The sequence below is a fragment of the Kitasatospora sp. NPDC034023 genome, from assembly GCF_055575795.1.
In genome coordinates, this window is the sequence record NZ_JBVIRY010000022.1 from 21289 (window position 1) to 37016 (window position 15728).

The following is a 15728-nucleotide window of genomic DNA, read 5'->3' on the forward strand; positions in this document are numbered from 1 at the left end:
TCAGACAGTGTCCTCCACCTCGGCCTTGGCGACCCAGTCGGGAAGCGGTTCGCGGCAGGCCAGCCACTCCTGCGGTACGTCGGCGAGGCCGGTGCGGGCGGCGACCACACCGCCGGTGATGGCGCAGGTGGTGTCCACGTCGCCCAGGCCCTCGGCGGTGGTCCACAGGGCGTCGGTCAGGCTGTCCAGGTGGTGCGCGGCGGACCACAGCGCGAAGGGGACGGTGTCGCCCGCCCGGATCTGCTGCCCGTTGCCCAGCAGGTCGGCCGCCCGCCACGGCTCGGTGCCGGCGGACAGCCCGGCGGCCCGGTGCAGCCCGTCGCGGACCTCGCCGGCCGGTGTGCGCTCGGCGACCTCGGTGAGCAGTTCGGCGCCGGTGAGGGCGAGAGCGGGAGCGGGTGCGGGGGAGCCGGCGGGGGCGGGCGAGGGCCCGGAGCGGCCGCGCGCGGCGAGGGCTGCCGCCAGGGCGACGGCCACCGCCCCGGCGACGCCCTCCGGGTGCGCGTGGGTGACCTCGGCGGACAGCGCCGCCTGCTCCGCCGCCTCGTCCAGGTCGTCGTGGAACCAGGCGCCCAGCGGGGCCACCCGCATCGCCGCGCCGTTGCCGAGGCTGCCCTGGCCGTCGAACAGCTCCCGCGCCTCGGTGCGCCAACTCCCGGGCGCCTCGGCCAGCTTGGGCAGCAGCAGGTGCATGCCGTGCCCGTAGCCGCGGCCCGAGTCCGCCCGGTAGGAGGCCCCGAAGGCCTGGGCGAGCCGCTCCTGGTGGACCGCGTCGAAGGCGGTCAGGATCCCGTACACCGACAGCGCCATCGCGGTGTCGTCGGTCCAGTGCCAGGGCCCTTCCTCCGGCGTGTGCCGGGCCCGGATCTGCTCGAACGCCTCCTGGGGCGACCGGAAGAGGGGGAACCAGCGCTCCCCGAATCCGTCCCCGAGGGCCAGGCCCTCCAATGAGTCGCGAGCGGCGGAAAAGGATGTCATCCCGGCATCCTGGCAGGGCCGTGGTGCCCGCGCAGCCGGATTACCGGCCGGGCAGCCGGTTCCGCCCGCGCGGGCCGGGGTCAGTCGCCCAGGACGGCGATCCGGCCCGTGCTCAGCCCGTCGGCGACCCGCTGGACGGCGTCCGCGGCCCCGGCCAGCGGCACCCGGGCGCTCACCAGGGGGCGGACCGTGCCCTGCTCGGCGAGCTTGGTGAGCTCGTCGTGCGCGGCGCGGACGGCGCGCGGGTCGTGGGTGTTGTAGAGGCCCCAGTGCAGGCCGAGGATCGCGTAGTTCTTCACCAGCGCGTGGTTGAGCCCCGGCGCCGGGATCTGCCCGGCGGCGAAGCCGACCACCACGATCCGGCCCTCGAAGGCGACGCACCGGGTGGAGCCGGTGTAGGCGTCGCCGCCGACCGGGTCGAAGACCACGTCGGCGCCGCGCCCGCCGGTGGCCTCCTTGACGGCGGTGACGAAGTCCTCGGCCTTCCGGTCCACGACCAGGTCGGCGCCGAGCGCCCGCGCGGCCTCCGCTTTCGACGGCCCGCCGACCACCGCGATCACCCTGGCCCCGGCGGCCCGGCCGAGCTGGACGGCCGCGCTGCCGACGCCGCCGGCCGCCGCGTGCACCAGCAGCGTCTCGCCGGAGCGCAGCCGGGCCCGGCGGTGCAGAGCGAACCACGCGGTCTGGTAGCCGATGTGCAGTGCCGAGGCTTCGGCGTCGTCCAGCGCCTCGGGTGCCGGGAAGGCGGCGGCGGCGTCCAGCAGCGCGTACTCGGCGAAGGCGCCGTGCGGCAGCACCGGGTTGCCGATCAGCCGTTCGCCCTGCCTCGGCCCGTCCGCGACCTCGCCGCACAGCTCCACTCCGGGCGTGAACGGCAGCGGCGGGCGCACCTGGTACTGCCCGCGCACCATCAGCGCGTCCGGGAAGTTGACGGCGGCGGCCCGCACCCGGACCAGCAGCTGCCCCGGGCCCGGCACCGGTCGCGGCACGTCCTCGACGAGCCGCAGCACCGCGGCCGGCTCACCGAGCTCTCCCACCTGCCAGGCCCTCACAGTGCCTCACTCCTCTCCAGTCCCTGCTGGAGCCGGTTCATCCCGGCGATCCAGCAGTCCGGTTCGGTGGCCCGGACCCGGTAGTACTCGGCGACGTCGGGGTGCGGCAGGATCAGGAAGCGGTCCTCGAGCAGCCAGGCCAGGGCCGCCTCGGCGACGTCCTCGGGGTCCAGCGCGGTCGGCGCGAGCAGGGCCTCGCCGACCGCCCCGGTGGAGGCGAGCATGTCGGTGCGCACGCCCTGCGGGCAGAGCGCGTGCACCCGTACGCCCCGGTGGCGGTAGGTCGCGGAGAGCCACTCGGCGAAGGCGAGCGCGCCGTGCTTGCTGACGGCGTACGGGGCCGAGCCGAGCATGGTGAGCAGCCCGGCGGCGGAGACGGTGGACAGGAAGCGGCCCTCGCCGCGTTCCAGCCAGCGGGGGAGCAGCAGTTCGGCGGCCCGGACGTGGGCGAGCACGTTGACCTCCCAGGCGCTGGCCCAGGCGGCGGCCGGCGCGTCGGCCCCGCCGACCGGGGCGACGCCCGCGTTGGCGCACCACACGTCGATCTCGCCGAGGGCCGCGCGGGCCCGGTCCACGAGCGTGGCGAGGCCGGTGGCGGAGGCGGCGTCCCCGGGCAGGGCGGTGCCGCCGCAGTCCTCGGCGACGGCATGGGCGGCCTCGGCGTCGAGGTCGTTGACCACCACCCGGGCCCCGGCTGCGGCGAAGGCCCGGGCCAGCGCGGCGCCGATGCCCCGCCCGGCGCCGGTGACCACGACGCCCTGGTCGTGGAACGCCCCGGCCGTCACAGCCCGCCACCGAGCGTGACCCCGCCGTCGACGACCAGGGTCTGGCCGGTGATCCAGCCGGCGTCCGGGGAGAGCAGGAAGGCGACCGCGCCCGCGACGTCCTCGGGGACGCCGAGCCGGCCGAGCGGGTAGGCGGCGGCGACCTGCTCCTCGCGGCCCTCGTACAGCGCCTCGGCGAACCTGGTCTTGACCACGGCGGGTGCGACGGCGTTGACCCGGATGCCCTGCGGGCCCAGCTCGGCGCCGAGTTCGACGGTGAGCCGGATCAGCGCGGCCTTGCTGACGCCGTACATGCCGATCCCGGCGGAGGCGCGGATGCCGGCGATCGAGGCGACGTTGACGATCGAGCCGCCGTGCTCGCCCATCCACGCGGCGTGTGCGCGGCGCGTCCAGGCCAGCGGGCCGAGCACGTTGACGGCGATGATCTTGGCGGCGGCGTCCTCGTCGGTGTCCAGGACCGGCCCGTAGACCGGGTTGATGCCGGTGTTGTTGACCAGGTGGTCGAGTCGGCCGAAGGCCTCCAGGGTGCGGGCGATCGCCTCCTCCTGGTGGGCCGGGTCGTCGGCCTTGCCCGCGACGGCGATGGCGTTCTCCGGGCCGCCCAGGTCCTGGACGGCCTCGGCCAGCGGCTCGGGGTTGCGGGCGGTGAGGCAGACCTTGGCGCCGCGGTCGACCAGTTCGCGCGCGATGCCGAGGCCGATGCCCCGGCTCGATCCGGTGACGACGGCCACCCGGCCCTTGAAGGAGTGCACCACGGAGCGTCCTGCCTTTCGTGCGAGGATCCGGCTTACCATCGCTGACTAAGCGCTTGCTCAGCATGGTGTCGGTGCGGGAGCCTGTCAACAGCCCGCCGACCCGGCCGGTGGGAAAGTTTGTGCGAGTCCCCGTGTGGGTTCTCTGGGAGGATGACGCCATGACCAGCACCCCGATGGCCGACCTCTGGCCGACCCTGCCCGGCGCCGATACCCGCCCCGAAGCGGCGTACCGGCTGCTCCAGGCGGCCGTCGAGTCGTTCGCGGAGCGCGGCTTCCACGCCACCACCACCCGGGACATCGCCACCGCCGCCGGGATGAGCCCGGCCGCGCTGTACATCCACTACCAGTCGAAGGCCGCGCTGCTGGCCGAGATCAGCCAGGCCGGGCACGCCGCCACGCTGGCCCTGGTCCGGGACGCGGTGGTCGGCGAGGGCGGCCCGGCGGTGCGGATGCGGCGACTGGTCGAGCAGTTCACCGCCTGGCACGCCCGGGCCCGGACGGTCGGCCGCGTGGTCAACTACGAGCTGCACGCGCTGCCCGAGGACGCCTACGCGGTGGTCGCCGCACTGCGGCTGGACATCGAGCGCGAGGTCAGCGCACTGATCGAGGCGGGCGCGGCGGCCGGCGAGTTCCAGGTCTCGGAGGTGCGGACGGCGGCCCGCGCGGTCACCTCGCTGGGCATCGACGTCTCCCGCTGGTACACCGACCGCTCGACCGAGACGCCCGAGGAACTCGGCCGCCGCTACGGTGAGTTGGTGCTGCGGATGCTCGGCGCCCGGATCTGACCCGAGCCCCGTCCGCCGACTGCCCGACCCCGCCCCGCCCCGCCCCGCCCTTGACCTGGCCGGGCGCGGCGCGCAGACTCGTATACGAAGTACGTGTGCCTCGTAGGCGTACAGCGCTGGGAGCGGCACGCAGCGTCACACCGCGAGCCCTCCCCGACGCACTCCCACCGCAGCCCGACACTGCGGATCGAAGCAACCCATCTCCCACGGCGACCGCGCCCCCGACCGGCGGCGCCGAGGGGAGCGACCCCCGACCCGGGCCGGCCCGGCCGGCCCGTGCCGCCGCCACGGTGCGGCGGCACGGGAACGGCGCGCACTGCGTCGCGGCGCGGCCCGGGCGGTTGGAGAAGGGGAGGCGCAGTGATGCCCTTCCGACAATCGAATCCGGTCCGGCCCCGCTTCTGGCTGGAGACGGCCCTCGGCGGGCTGTCCGGACTGTTGTTCCTGCTCACCCTGGTGTGGCCGCAGTGGATCGAGACGCTCCTCGGCATCGACCCGGACGCCGGCAGCGGCGCGGCGGAGTGGCTCGTGGTCGCGCTCGCGGCCGCCGTCACCGCCGCCTGCCTGCTCGGCGCGCGGATCGAGTGGCGCCGGGCGCACCCTTCCTCGGTCCGCGCCGCGCGATGAGGGGGGAGGGAGATCGTCATGACTGACGCAACATCGACTGCCGAGCACGACCAGCTGACCGCACTCGTCCGGCAGGCCCCGCTCAGTTTCCGCGGCACCGTGACCAGGGTCGGCGGTACGTCCCTGGCGGCCGTTCCGGTCGAGGACCGCAACGAACGGACGGCGGTGGTGAAGGTGGACGAGGTGCTGCACGCGCCCGACGCCTTCCGGCAGCTCGCGGGCAGCGAGGTCACCGTCCAACTGGCGCCCGACGCCGATCTGCTCAAGGTCGGTGACACGGCCGCGTTCTTCACCCAGGGCCTGGTCTACGGCGAAGGCCTGGGTGTCACCGAGATCGGCCGGCTGCCCGCAGCGGCCGTCCAGTCCCACATCGCGCTCGCCGCGACCACCGCCGACGAGATGCCGTTCTCGTCGGTGCAGCGCAGGATCCGGAACGAGGACATCGTCGCGCACGCCGCCGTGGCCGACGCCGTGGTGGTCGCCAGGGTGGTCGGGCTGGAGGACCTCGGAAAGGAGGCCTACTCCGAGCACGCGCCGCACTGGTGGCGTGCCGCCCTCGACGTCTCGATCGTCCATCGCGGCGAGCTCTCCCCCGGGCGGACCACCGTCCTCTACCCGAGCAGTGTGGACGTCCGCTGGCGCGATGTGCCCAAGCCGGAAGCCGGGCAGGAGGCCCTGTGGCTCCTGCACGCGACGGAGAAGGGCAGCGAACTGGCCGCGGAGGCGCCGTTCCGGCTGCTCGACCGCGACGACCGCCAGCCGGCGCAGAAGCTCGCCGTACTGCGGGAAGGAAGGTGAGCCGACATGCCCACCATCAAGGTCGTCAACATCACCCCCAAGGCGCTGAGCGGCGACCGGCTCCTGGACAGTGAACCCAGCCTCGCGGTCAACCCGGAGAACCCGAACGAGATGGTCGCGACCGCCTTCACCCCCGACCCGATGGGCGGTCCGCTCGCCCCGGTCTACGTCTCGGCCGACGGTGGGAACACCTGGGTGCTGAACAGCGTCGTCCCGGGCAACGGGGACCTCGGCACCGGGGACATCAGCGTCGGCTTCGGCTCGCAGGGCGGCAAGCTCTACACGGGCATCCTCAACGGCGTGACCGGCGACATGCAGATCCTGCGCGCGCCGAGAATCACCGCGGCCACCCCGATGTCCGTGCTCGTCGACCGGACCGACGAGGACCAGCCCTGGGTGGTCGCCACCACCGTCGCGGTGAACAACCACAGCACCGACCGGGTGTACGTCGGCAACAACGACGCCTCCCAACCGGCCGGGTCCGCCACGGTGGACGTGTCCAGCGACGCGGGTACCGGGCCGCGCCCGGCCGGGTTCGCGCCGGTCCGGCTCGACCGGCGCCCCGGTACGCTTTTCGACGGGCCGCCGGTCCGGATCGCCACGCACCCGGACGGCACGGTGTACATCGCGTTCCAGAGCGTGACCGGCACCAGCCCGGGGGACATCTTCACCTTCGACGTCGTGGTGACCCGCGACGACAAGGGTGGTATCGGACCGAACCCGTTCGAGGACCTGCTGGACTCGGTCGACGGCGAGATGGGCCAGCGGGTGGTCACCGGCCGGAAGGTCCGGTTCAACTCGCAACTGCGGACGCTGGGCCAGGAGCGCACCGGCGCGGACCTGTCCATCGCGGTCGATCCCACGGACTCCAACAGCGTGTGGGTCGCCTTCTGCGACAACGTCGGCGGAAACGCCCCCACCGACTACGTCCTGCACGTCCGCCACTCGGCGGACCGGGGACAGACCTGGACCGCGCCGCGCAAGGACATCATCAACGGCAAGAACCCGTCGTTGGCGGTGAACTCCGACGGCCTGGTCGGGCTGGTCCACCAGGAACTGGCCCACAACCAGTGGTCGACGGTGCTGGAGTTGACCGACGACGGTTTCAAGACGGTGGACAGCCACGTGCTGCACCAGGCTCCCGGCGACGTCCCGTCAGCGGGCGCTCAGCTGCCGTACCTCGGTGACTACATCCGGATGGTCACGGTCGGAAAGGACTTCTACGGAATCTTCGCCGGCAACAACACGCCGGACCTCGCCAACTTCCCGGTCGGCGTGACGTACCTGCGCAACGCCAACTTCACCACCCACCAACTGCTCAACCTCGACGGCGTGTCCCGCGTCCCGCCGTCCATCGACCCGTTCTTCTTCCACCGGGCCGCCTGAGCACGCACACCCAAGGCGCCCGCCACGGTCGGTCGTGGCGGGCGCCCTGCTGTCGGGCACTGTGGCTGGGGGTCGTTGGGGGTCGTCCGGCTCGGGGTCGTTCAGGTCGCGGCCAGGCAGAACTGCAGCAGCCCGGCGTCCACGTCGAGGACGATCTTTTCCATCTCCGCCCACGGCGGGTGGAACTCGGTGCCCCACTCGACGGTGAAGCCGAGCACCTTGCCCCGGTCGGGTTCGACGAAGTGGCGGGAGTAGACGTAGTCGTCACTGGTGCCGCTGGTCGGGTACAGGTGGAAGCCGGTGATCGCCTTGTACGTCAGGCCGCGCACGCCCTGGACGCCATGGCAGAACGCGTCGGCGAGCAGCACGGCGCTGTCGAGGTCGGTCTTGGGGATGTACTCCGCGTACGCGTCGTCGTCGGGCAGTCCGCGCTTGTGGTCGTACTGGGAGTTGCGGAAGTTCATGTCGGGGTCGATCGACTGGTTGTCGTCGTCGCCCCAGTTGTAGAGCATGTCCTGCGAGTAGCTGTGCACGTCGACGAACCACCTGGTCCGGGGGAACTGCTCGAGCAGCCAGCGGACGTTGCGGGTCTCCGGCTCGGAGAACGCGGTCGGGCCGGCGTAGACCATCGGGTCGCAGGGGTCGGCCGACACCTGGGGGTTGGCGTTCGGGTCGAAGGCGGTGGCGAAGTCGAAGAGGAAGTCGTAGTTGCGGTTGATGTCGACGCCGATGCAGGCCGGGCGCGGGTTGATGCCGGCGTTGGCCGGGTTGCGGTTCTTGCGCCACATCGACTTGACGGTCTGGCTGTAGTGCCGGCCGTCGGGGTTGACCAGCGGGAAGAGCACCAGGTCGAGGCGCCGGAGCAGGGCCTGCACCTGGTCGGCGGTGAAGGCGGTGTCGCCGTAGCCGAGGCCGGTGCCGTCCCGCTGGGCCTCCAGCAGGTCGGCGGCGAGGTGGATGAGGATCTCGCAGCTGCCCCATTCGCGGGCGTGGACACCGCCGATCATCATCAGGCACGGCTTGGGGAAGGGGGCGGGGCCGCCGATCTTCAGGGCGTGGGCGGTGCGGTTCTCGTAGGTTTGGTCGGGCAGGGTGATGAGCTGGGTGAGCCCGGGGTAGGCGGTGGCCAGGCTGGTCACGGCGGATTCGACCTCGGTGACGTTCAGGTACGGCATGGCGGGCCTCCCGGGTCAGCCGGCGAGCTTGGCGGCCAGGCCGCGCGGGACGGCGTCGGCGGGGGCGAACCGGTCGCCGCTGCCGACCTCGGCCTGGGCGGCGCGCCCGGCCTCGCTGGCGTTGCCGGTCCGGGTGACCGTGATGCCCTCGCGTTCGAGGGCCGGGACCTGGTCGGCCGTGGCGTAGACGTCGATGCCGACGCGGCCGTCCGCCTCGACGTGCGGGCGTCCACCGGTGTCGGGTCGGGTGTCGCGGAGCAGCGCGCGCAGGGTCTCCGGGTCCCTGGCGGTGACGCGCAGGCGCAGGATGTCATCGTGGAGTGGTTCGTTCGGAACGGCGGACATGGGGGACTTCTTCCGGGCGCCGTCGAAGCGTGGCCGGAGCGGTCTCTGGCGGCCCGCCCGACGGCGCCGATATGAGCGGATATGTCCGACGTGTACCTCGTATCCTCAGGATGCGTCGCCGCCGTAGAACGCGTCAAGGGGTGGCTGCGGCATCCCGTCCAGCAGGCTGTCCAGGCCGCTGAGCATCTCGCCCTCGTCGTCGAAGTCGGCGAAGCGGGGCACCAGGGCGCGCAGCCGCGGGTACTCGGCGGCGGGCAGCCGGTGCAGGCCGAGCCGCAGGGCAGGGTCCGGCTCCTCCGGGTTGTCGACCACCTGGCGCTTGTCCACCAGCAGGCAGCCGAGGTTCCAGGCCACGAAGGCGCGGTAGACGGTCAGCGCGGTCGCGTCGTCGAAGCCGGCCCGCCCGAGCACGGCGAGGATGTGCTCGGTGAGTTCGAGCACCGGCGCGGGCCGCCGCGCCATCGGGACGGCCAGCGGGCGGGTCGCGACCAGCGGCAGGATCTCGGGGTGGGCGTGCGCCGCGGCGGCGAAGGACCGGGCGATCCGGCGCAGTTCCAGCCGCCACACGGCCAGGCGCTGCTCGGGCCGACGCCGCTCGGGCCGGTGCCGCTCGGGCTCGCGCGGGCCGCTCGCGGCGCTGGTCCGCAGCCGGGCGTTGACCTCGGTGAAGTAGGCCTCGATCAGGCCGTCGAGCAGGGCCTCCTTGCCCGGCGTGTAGCGGTACAGGGCCATCGACTCGACGCCCAGTTCGGTGGCCAGCCGGCGCATGGTCAGCGCGGCCAGGCCCTCGCGGTCGACCAGGGCCACGGCGGCGTCGAGCACCAGCGGGCGGCTCAGCCGCCCCCGCTTCTCGGTGTCGTTCCGCTCAACCATGTCCGCGCTCCTCGGGGTCGGTGCCAACGTCGTCGGCCGTGCCCGAGCCGGTCGGGCGGACCGGCGGGGGCTCTGCGGCGGATCTCTCTCGGCGGATCTCTCCGCGGCGGATGTCAATCAGCGGATGTCGCTCAGCGGATCCCTCTGCAGCGGATGTCACTCAGCGGATACAGAACCAGGATACAAGGTATGAATCGGGCGTAACGGGTGCTGCTCCGCCGCTCCGCCGCTCCGGCGATTCCGCTGGTCAGCCGACCAGCAGCCGGACCGCGAGCCAGGCCACCAGGGCGGAGGAGCCGAGTGCGGTGAGTAGTCGGCCGCGCGGACCGGTCAGCGCACGGCCCAGCAGTGCGCCGCCCGAGGCGAGCAGCAGCTGCCAGCTCGCCGAGGCGGCGAACGCGGCGGCCACGAACACCGCCCGGGCGAGGGTGCCGGAGGTCGCGTCGTCCCGGCCCCCGCCGCCGAGGATCAGGGCGGCGAAGTAGAGCACGGTCAGCGGGTTCAGCAGGGTGATCCCGAGCAGGGTGAGGAAGGCCCGGGCGGGGGCGGGCGGCGCCGGCTCGGGCGTCGCGGCTGCCCCGGTACGGTGACGGAGCGCGGTGTGGGTCGTCCGGGCGGCCAGGGCCAGCAGGACCAGGGCGGAGCCGATCCGCAGCGGCCGGGCGACCGGTTCCAGCAGCGGTGCGAGACCGCCGCCCCCGGCCGCCGCGAGGAGCGCGTACAGCCCGTCCGCGGCGGCCACGCCGAGGGCGGCGCAGGCGCCGGTGCGCAGCGAGGTCCGTGCGGTGAGCGCGACCAGGTAGGCCCCGACAGCCCCCACCGGGACGGCGACGCCGTACCCGGCGAGCAGGCCCGCGACCAGCGCGGCCCTCACGCGCGTGCGGCGTCGGGCCTCCGGGGGCGGCCGGGCTGCTGTCGGACCACGGCCGGGCGGGCGGCGGCGGTCACGGACAGCGGGCGGGCGGCGGAGTCGGTCATGCGCCGATCGTGGTGGCCGGGGCCCGGGGGCGGCAAGTGGTTTTCGGGGGTGCCGGGTAGCGTGGGGCCGTCCCCAGCCCCTGTTTCGCAGCCACTGCCCCGAGGAGAACCGATGATCAGTCAGAACGACCCGGTGCGCGCGATGTTGGCGGAGGCCTGGGCCTCCTGGGCGGAGCGCGGCGCGGCCCTGAGCGCCGAGGACTGGGACCGGCCGACCCGGCTGCCCGAGTGGACCGTCCGGGAGCTGTACACACACACGGCGCCGGTGCCGGAGATGTTCACCGGGCTGCGCACGGCCGTCCTCGACGGGCCGGCCGAGATCACCACCGGCGCCGGGATCCTGCGCGCCTACAACCGGCCCGGTGGCCTCGCGCACACCGCCGCCGGGCAGATCGCCGACGCGGCGAAGCAGGCGGCCGGGCAGACCGAACCCGCGCTGCTGCTCGCCCGGTTCGGGGTCGAGGGCCCGGCCGCCCTGGCCGCGCTCGACGACCTGCCGCCGAGCGCGACGGTGGCGCACCCGCTGCTCGGCAGCGTGACGGTCGGCGCGCTCGGCGAGGTGGCGTTGATGGAGGCGACCGTTCACCTGCTCGACCTGATCGCGGCCGTCGGCGGCCCGCCGCCCGCCGACGCGGCCCTGCGCGCGACCCGTGCCCTGCTGGCGGAGGTCGCCGACCCGGTGGCCTTCATCGAGGCGGCGACCGGGCGCAGCGTGCAGCCGGTGCTGCCGGTCATCCGCTGAGGCGGCCCTTCCGGCGGGGGCGGTAAGCCCTGGTCAGCAGTATGATCAGCGGCCGGAACCGGCCCGATCGGGGGAGAGTCAATGGACCAGGTCTTCAACTTGTGGTGGGTGCTGCCCGCCGTCCTGTACGGCAGCGGATGGATCGTCAAGGACGCCCGGAAGGCACTGAAGGTGCGGCACGAGCGAAAGATGGAGCTGCTCGCCGCCACCGAGCGGCAGCACGCGGCCCTCGAGGCGGGGAACCGGCCGCCGGAGCCGGTCTGCGGCTGCACCCACCACCTGGCCAAGCACGACAAGCAGGGCCGCTGCCACGAGGTCGTCGAGGCCCCGACCGCCTGGGACGCGGATCGCCGCCCGCTGCAGTACGAGGCGCGGCCCTGCAACTGCCAGCAGTACATCGGTCCGGAGCCGCTCGGCACGGTCTTCGCCCCGGAGCTGGTCGACCCGCGCTGAGCCGGTGCTGAGCCGGTGCTGAGTCCGTGCTGAGCCGGTGCTGGGCTGGTGCCGAGCCCGCGGCGGTCCCGCTCGGGGTCCCGCTCGGGGTTCGGCACCGGTCTCGCTCCGGGCCTGGTCGGGGCCCGTTCCCGTCTCACCTGGTGTCATGAGCCTTTCAACGGCACGCGTTTGCTGTCACGCTGCTCCTCCCGGCCCGCTCCCCCATGAGAGGTTCCGATGAGAAGACTCCTGCATGCCCTGACCGGCGCCGCCCTGTTCGCGGCGGCCGGCCTCACGGCGCTCGCCACCCCCAATGTGGCGAGCGCCGCCGACTGCACACCCGCCCAGGTGGTGGCCAACGGCGGTTTCGAGTCCGGCAGTTCGCCCTGGACGGCACCGAGCGGCGCGATCACCGCCGACAGCGGCCAGAGCGCGCACTCCGGCGGCTCCTACGCCTGGCTCGACGGCTACGGCTCCACCCACACCGACACGCTCTCGCAGTCCGTTACCCTCCCCGCCGGGTGCGGCACCGCGACGCTCGGGTTCTGGCTGCACATCGACACCGCCGAGACGACCACCAGCACCGCCTACGACAAACTGTCCGTCAAGCTGGGCTCCACCACCCTGGCCACCTACTCCAACCTGGACGCCCAGAGCGGGTACGTGCACAAGACCGTCGACGTCTCCGCCCTCGCGGGCCAGACCGGGACGCTCTCCTTCACCGGGGTCGAGGACTCCAGCCTGCAGACCAGCTTCGTGCTGGACGACGTCACCCTGGACGCCTCCGGCGGTACCACCCCACCCCAGCCCGGCGACCCGACCCGCACCCCGGCCGCGCCCGGCTACACCGTCAGCCTCACCAGTGACGCCTCCGGCGGCAGTTGGACCGGGCACGAGAGCGTGAGCTTCACCAACGCCTCGCCCACCCCGCTGACCGAGGTGTACCTGCGGCTGTGGGACAACGCCCACGGCAGCTGCCCCAGCACCCCGATCACGGTGACCAACGTGGCCGGCGGCACGCCCTCCCCGCTCACGGTGAACTGCACGGCGCTCAAGATCACCCTGCCGGCGCCGCTCGCGCAGGGCCAGAGCGGCACCGTCGGCTTCGACCTCGGCATCACCGTGCCGAGCGGCGCGGACCGCTTCGGCCACGACGGCGCGTACAACTTCCTCGGCAACGCCCTGCCCGTCCTGGCGATCCGGGACGCGGCCGGCTGGCACCTCGACCCGTACACCAACAACGGTGAGTCCTTCTACTCGGTGGCCTCCGACTTCACCGTCACCCTGGACCACCCGACGAGCCTGCTGGTGCCCGCGACCGGCACCTCGGTGGACACCCCCGGCGCGGCCGGCCGGACCGTCACCAAGGCGACCGCGAGCAAGGTGCGCGACTTCGCCTGGGGCGCCGGGCCGTTCACCAGGATCTCCGGCACCTCGGCGGCCGGGATCAAGGTCAACGTCTACTCGGTGGCGGGGATCAGCAGCGCGGACGCCAGGTCGATGCTCTCCACCGCGACCTCGGCCGTCGACGCCCACGCCCAGCGCTTCGGCGCCTACCCGTACGGCGAACTGGACGCGGTGATCGACAACAGCTTCTGGTTCGGCGGCATGGAGTACCCGGGCTTCGTCCTCGACCTGGTCAGCACCACGGCGCTCACCCACGAGATCGGCCACCAGTGGTGGTACGGCATCGTCGGCGACGACGAGTACAACGGGCCCTGGCTGGACGAGGCCTTCACCGACTACGCCACCGACCTCGCCCTCGGAAAGACCGGCAACGGCTGCTGGAACAGCGTCTCCTGGGCCTCGTCGGCGGAGAAGATCACCAACTCGATGGCCTACTGGGACGCCAACTCCTCCCGCTACGCCACGGTCGTCTACGACTACGGCAAGTGCGCCCTGCACGACCTGCGCCGGACGATCGGCGACAGCGCGATGACCACGCTGCTGCGCAACTACGCGCAGTCGCACTGGTACGGCGTGTCCACCACCGCGGAGTTCAAGGCCGCGGCGCAGGCCGCCACCACCGTGGACCTGACCTCCTTCTGGAGCCAGCACCGCATCGACGGCTGAGCGGCAGCGCCCATCCGCCGATCGCCCGCACCGCCCCCGGTCCCGGCCGGGGGCGGTGCGCTCGACGCCACGCGGGTTGACGCCGCGCGGGACCGGCGGGACGCTGTACGTGTACGACATAAACGTGTGCCGTATACGGACAGTCGAAAGCGCACGACCCACCGTCGCGAGCTCCCGGCGCTGACCCCGACCGCTGGAGCGATCATGTCGAGCACCCACTACGTGGCGCTGCCGGACAGCTCCCGCGTTCCGCTCGGCGGAGCGCGGGTCATCGGACCGGCCGACCCACGAACCCCCCTCACCGTCACCGTCTACCTGCGACGCGACCCCGGCGCGCCCCCGCGCCCGGACGTGTACGAGCTGGCGCTCCAACCGCCGACCCGTCGCACGGTGCCCACCGACGACGAGTACGCCGCCACCCACCGGTGGAGCGACACCGACCGCAAGACGCTCGAGGCGTTCGCCGCCGAGCACCGCCTCGCCCTCTCCGACGAGGACCCGCTGGCCCGCAGCGTCGACCTGACCGGCACCACCGAGGACATCGCCGACGCCTTCCGGGTCACCCTCGCCCGCTACCGCTTCCAGGACGCCCAGGGCAAGCCCCGGGTCTACCGCGGCCGGGAGGGCCAGGTCTACGTGCCCGCCCAGCTGCAGGGCATCGTCACCGGAGTGTTCGGCCTGGACGACCGGCCGATCGGCTCCCGCCTGCTGATCCGCCGGACCGCCGAGGCGACCCCGGTGGCCCACGCCGCCCCGGTGGTCCGGCCGGGCGCCTTCCTCCCGCCGGCTCTGCAGGCCCCGTACGCCTACCCCGAGGGCACCGACGGGACCGGGCAGTGCATCGCCGTACTCGCCTTCAACGGGGACACCGCGCCGGGCGTCCCCTCCGGGGGCTACTCGCTCGACGCCCTGCGGAACTACTTCGTCGACGTCCTGCACCAGCCGATGCCGGACATCACCGACGTGGTGATCCCGAACGTCGGAAGCCCCGGCAACGATCCGGGCCAGGACGCCGACTTCGACACGCCGGACACCACCGGCGAGATCATGCTCGACCTCGCGGTGGTGGGCGCTCTCGCCCCCAAGGCGAAGATCGTCGTGTACTTCACGAAGTTCACCGAGCGCGGCTGGGTCGACGTGATCACCCGGATCGTCAACGACACCGACAACCGGCCCACGGTGATCTCCTGCAGCTACGGCAACCCCGAGCTGGTCGCCGCAAGCCTGTTCACCGCCGGCGCGGTCGACCGGATCGACGGGGCCTTCGCGAGCGCGGCGGAGAGGAACATCAGCATCTGCTGCGCCTCGGGCGACGACGGCTCCCGCGACCAGGCCGACGACGAGCGCGCCCACGCCGACTACCCCTCCTCCGACCCGCACGTCCTCGCCGTCGGCGGCACCCGGCTGGTGGTGCGCCAGGGGCAGGTCGCCAGCGAGACCGTCTGGGACGACGGTCCGGGCCGACGTACGGGCGGCGGCGTCAGCGCGATCTTCCCGGTGCCGCCGTACCAGGACCACGTCAACGTGCCGCCCTCGGTCAACCCGCTGCACCGGCGGGGACGCGGGGTCCCGGACGTGGCCGCCCTCGCCGACCCGGAGACCGGTGTGGTCGTCCCGAGCGTGGACGGTGTGAACTTCCACCAGACCGGCGGCACCAGCGCCGCCGCCCCGATGTGGTCCGCCCTGCTCGCCCGGGTCAACCAGGCCCTGCCCGGTTCCGCGCAGGTCGGCTTCCTCAACCCGCTGCTGTACGGGAAGTTCGCGACGAAGGTCCTGCGGGACGTCACCCGGGGCAGCAACGGCGCGTACGCCTCCGGGCCCGGCTGGGACCCGTGCACCGGCCTCGGCAGCCCCGGCGGCCGGCAGCTCCTGGACGGCCTCAAGGCCCTGTGACCTCCTCGGTCCGGCGACCTCCTCGGTGGCCGCTTGGGCCCGGTGGCT

The 15728-nt window shown here is 73.4% G+C and carries 16 protein-coding genes; 8 read left to right on the forward strand and 8 right to left on the reverse strand.

All coding sequences use genetic code 11. The features are described 5' to 3' along the window. The 4 genes from ACZ52R_RS26595 to ACZ52R_RS26610 form a co-directional block, all read right to left on the reverse strand. Positions 1 to 978 (reverse strand): ADP-ribosylglycohydrolase family protein, encoded by a 978-nt coding sequence (locus ACZ52R_RS26595; protein WP_465754280.1) that lies wholly within the window; start codon positions 976 to 978, stop codon positions 1 to 3. Positions 979 to 1058: 80 nt separating this feature from the next. After that, entirely contained in the window at positions 1059 to 2030 is a 972-nt protein-coding gene (locus ACZ52R_RS26600) for an NADPH:quinone oxidoreductase family protein (protein WP_465619001.1), read from the reverse strand. Then, positions 2027 to 2815, reverse strand: coding sequence for an SDR family oxidoreductase (locus ACZ52R_RS26605; RefSeq protein WP_465754281.1), 789 nt, complete (start codon positions 2813 to 2815; stop codon positions 2027 to 2029). The genes ACZ52R_RS26600 and ACZ52R_RS26605 overlap by 4 nt, the downstream gene beginning before the upstream one ends. Next, positions 2812 to 3570, reverse strand: coding sequence for an SDR family oxidoreductase (locus ACZ52R_RS26610; protein WP_465619005.1), 759 nt, complete (start codon positions 3568 to 3570; stop codon positions 2812 to 2814). Before ACZ52R_RS26610 ends, ACZ52R_RS26605 begins: the two co-directional genes overlap by 4 nt. A gap of 158 nt (positions 3571 to 3728) precedes the next feature. Here ACZ52R_RS26610 and ACZ52R_RS26615 point away from each other — a divergent pair, with 158 nt between their 5' ends. From ACZ52R_RS26615 to ACZ52R_RS26630, 4 genes are all read left to right on the forward strand, one after another. Next, on the forward strand, positions 3729 to 4355 hold the full coding sequence (locus ACZ52R_RS26615) for a TetR/AcrR family transcriptional regulator (RefSeq protein WP_465619007.1): 627 nt from the start codon (positions 3729 to 3731) through the stop codon (positions 4353 to 4355). Positions 4356 to 4718: 363 nt separating this feature from the next. Continuing rightward, positions 4719 to 4982: an ABC transporter permease gene (locus tag ACZ52R_RS26620; RefSeq protein ID WP_465619009.1), complete on the forward strand. Its 264-nt coding sequence runs from the start codon at positions 4719 to 4721 to the stop codon at positions 4980 to 4982. An 18-nt stretch (positions 4983 to 5000) separates the two neighbouring features. After that, entirely contained in the window at positions 5001 to 5780 is a 780-nt protein-coding gene (locus ACZ52R_RS26625) for a hypothetical protein (protein ID WP_465619011.1), read from the forward strand. A gap of 6 nt (positions 5781 to 5786) precedes the next feature. Next, positions 5787 to 7166: a hypothetical protein gene (locus ACZ52R_RS26630; RefSeq protein WP_465663223.1), complete on the forward strand. Its 1380-nt coding sequence runs from the start codon at positions 5787 to 5789 to the stop codon at positions 7164 to 7166. 101 nt (positions 7167 to 7267) lie between these two features. On the opposite strand, the gene ACZ52R_RS26635 is transcribed toward ACZ52R_RS26630, so the two are convergent. From ACZ52R_RS26635 to ACZ52R_RS26650, 4 genes are all read right to left on the reverse strand, one after another. Further along, on the reverse strand, positions 7268 to 8341 hold the full coding sequence (locus ACZ52R_RS26635) for a M14 family metallopeptidase (RefSeq protein WP_465619015.1): 1074 nt from the start codon (positions 8339 to 8341) through the stop codon (positions 7268 to 7270). Between the two features lie 15 nt (positions 8342 to 8356). Further along, the gene (locus ACZ52R_RS26640; RefSeq protein ID WP_360507021.1) at positions 8357 to 8686 is read right to left on the reverse strand and encodes a hypothetical protein; all 330 of its coding nucleotides are present in this window, start codon (positions 8684 to 8686) and stop codon (positions 8357 to 8359) included. Positions 8687 to 8791: 105 nt separating this feature from the next. Then, positions 8792 to 9559 (reverse strand): TetR/AcrR family transcriptional regulator, encoded by a 768-nt coding sequence (locus tag ACZ52R_RS26645; RefSeq protein ID WP_465619017.1) that lies wholly within the window; start codon positions 9557 to 9559, stop codon positions 8792 to 8794. Positions 9560 to 9806: 247 nt separating this feature from the next. Next, positions 9807 to 10433, reverse strand: coding sequence for a LysE family transporter (locus ACZ52R_RS26650; protein ID WP_465754282.1), 627 nt, complete (start codon positions 10431 to 10433; stop codon positions 9807 to 9809). Positions 10434 to 10649: 216 nt separating this feature from the next. Between ACZ52R_RS26650 and ACZ52R_RS26655 the strand changes: the two genes are divergently transcribed. The 4 genes from ACZ52R_RS26655 to ACZ52R_RS26670 all read left to right on the forward strand — a co-directional run bounded on the left by ACZ52R_RS26655 (position 10650) and on the right by ACZ52R_RS26670 (position 15680). After that, positions 10650 to 11279: a maleylpyruvate isomerase N-terminal domain-containing protein gene (locus ACZ52R_RS26655; protein ID WP_465663225.1), complete on the forward strand. Its 630-nt coding sequence runs from the start codon at positions 10650 to 10652 to the stop codon at positions 11277 to 11279. An 81-nt stretch (positions 11280 to 11360) separates the two neighbouring features. Beyond that, on the forward strand, positions 11361 to 11732 hold the full coding sequence (locus ACZ52R_RS26660) for a hypothetical protein (RefSeq protein WP_465619021.1): 372 nt from the start codon (positions 11361 to 11363) through the stop codon (positions 11730 to 11732). Positions 11733 to 11951: 219 nt separating this feature from the next. Then, positions 11952 to 13787 (forward strand): M1 family metallopeptidase, encoded by a 1836-nt coding sequence (locus ACZ52R_RS26665; protein WP_465754283.1) that lies wholly within the window; start codon positions 11952 to 11954, stop codon positions 13785 to 13787. A gap of 204 nt (positions 13788 to 13991) precedes the next feature. Continuing rightward, positions 13992 to 15680: a S53 family peptidase gene (locus ACZ52R_RS26670; RefSeq protein WP_465754284.1), complete on the forward strand. Its 1689-nt coding sequence runs from the start codon at positions 13992 to 13994 to the stop codon at positions 15678 to 15680. Positions 15681 to 15728 lie beyond the last annotated feature (48 nt).

Excerpts from the sequence above, each read along its gene's own strand:
- ACZ52R_RS26595 (WP_465754280.1), bottom strand. The coding sequence starts at position 978 with ATGACATCCTTTTCCGCCGCTCGCGACTCATTGGAGGGCCTGGCCCTC.
- ACZ52R_RS26615 (WP_465619007.1), top strand. The coding sequence starts at position 3,729 with ATGACCAGCACCCCGATGGCCGACCTCTGGCCGACCCTGCCCGGCGCC.
- ACZ52R_RS26620 (WP_465619009.1), top strand. The coding sequence starts at position 4,719 with ATGCCCTTCCGACAATCGAATCCGGTCCGGCCCCGCTTCTGGCTGGAG.
- ACZ52R_RS26625 (WP_465619011.1), top strand. The coding sequence starts at position 5,001 with ATGACTGACGCAACATCGACTGCCGAGCACGACCAGCTGACCGCACTC.
- ACZ52R_RS26630 (WP_465663223.1), top strand. The coding sequence starts at position 5,787 with ATGCCCACCATCAAGGTCGTCAACATCACCCCCAAGGCGCTGAGCGGC.
- ACZ52R_RS26635 (WP_465619015.1), bottom strand. The coding sequence starts at position 8,341 with ATGCCGTACCTGAACGTCACCGAGGTCGAATCCGCCGTGACCAGCCTG.
- ACZ52R_RS26640 (WP_360507021.1), bottom strand. The coding sequence starts at position 8,686 with ATGTCCGCCGTTCCGAACGAACCACTCCACGATGACATCCTGCGCCTG.
- ACZ52R_RS26645 (WP_465619017.1), bottom strand. The coding sequence starts at position 9,559 with ATGGTTGAGCGGAACGACACCGAGAAGCGGGGGCGGCTGAGCCGCCCG.
- ACZ52R_RS26655 (WP_465663225.1), top strand. The coding sequence starts at position 10,650 with ATGATCAGTCAGAACGACCCGGTGCGCGCGATGTTGGCGGAGGCCTGG.
- ACZ52R_RS26660 (WP_465619021.1), top strand. The coding sequence starts at position 11,361 with ATGGACCAGGTCTTCAACTTGTGGTGGGTGCTGCCCGCCGTCCTGTAC.
- ACZ52R_RS26665 (WP_465754283.1), top strand. The coding sequence starts at position 11,952 with ATGAGAAGACTCCTGCATGCCCTGACCGGCGCCGCCCTGTTCGCGGCG.
- ACZ52R_RS26670 (WP_465754284.1), top strand. The coding sequence starts at position 13,992 with ATGTCGAGCACCCACTACGTGGCGCTGCCGGACAGCTCCCGCGTTCCG.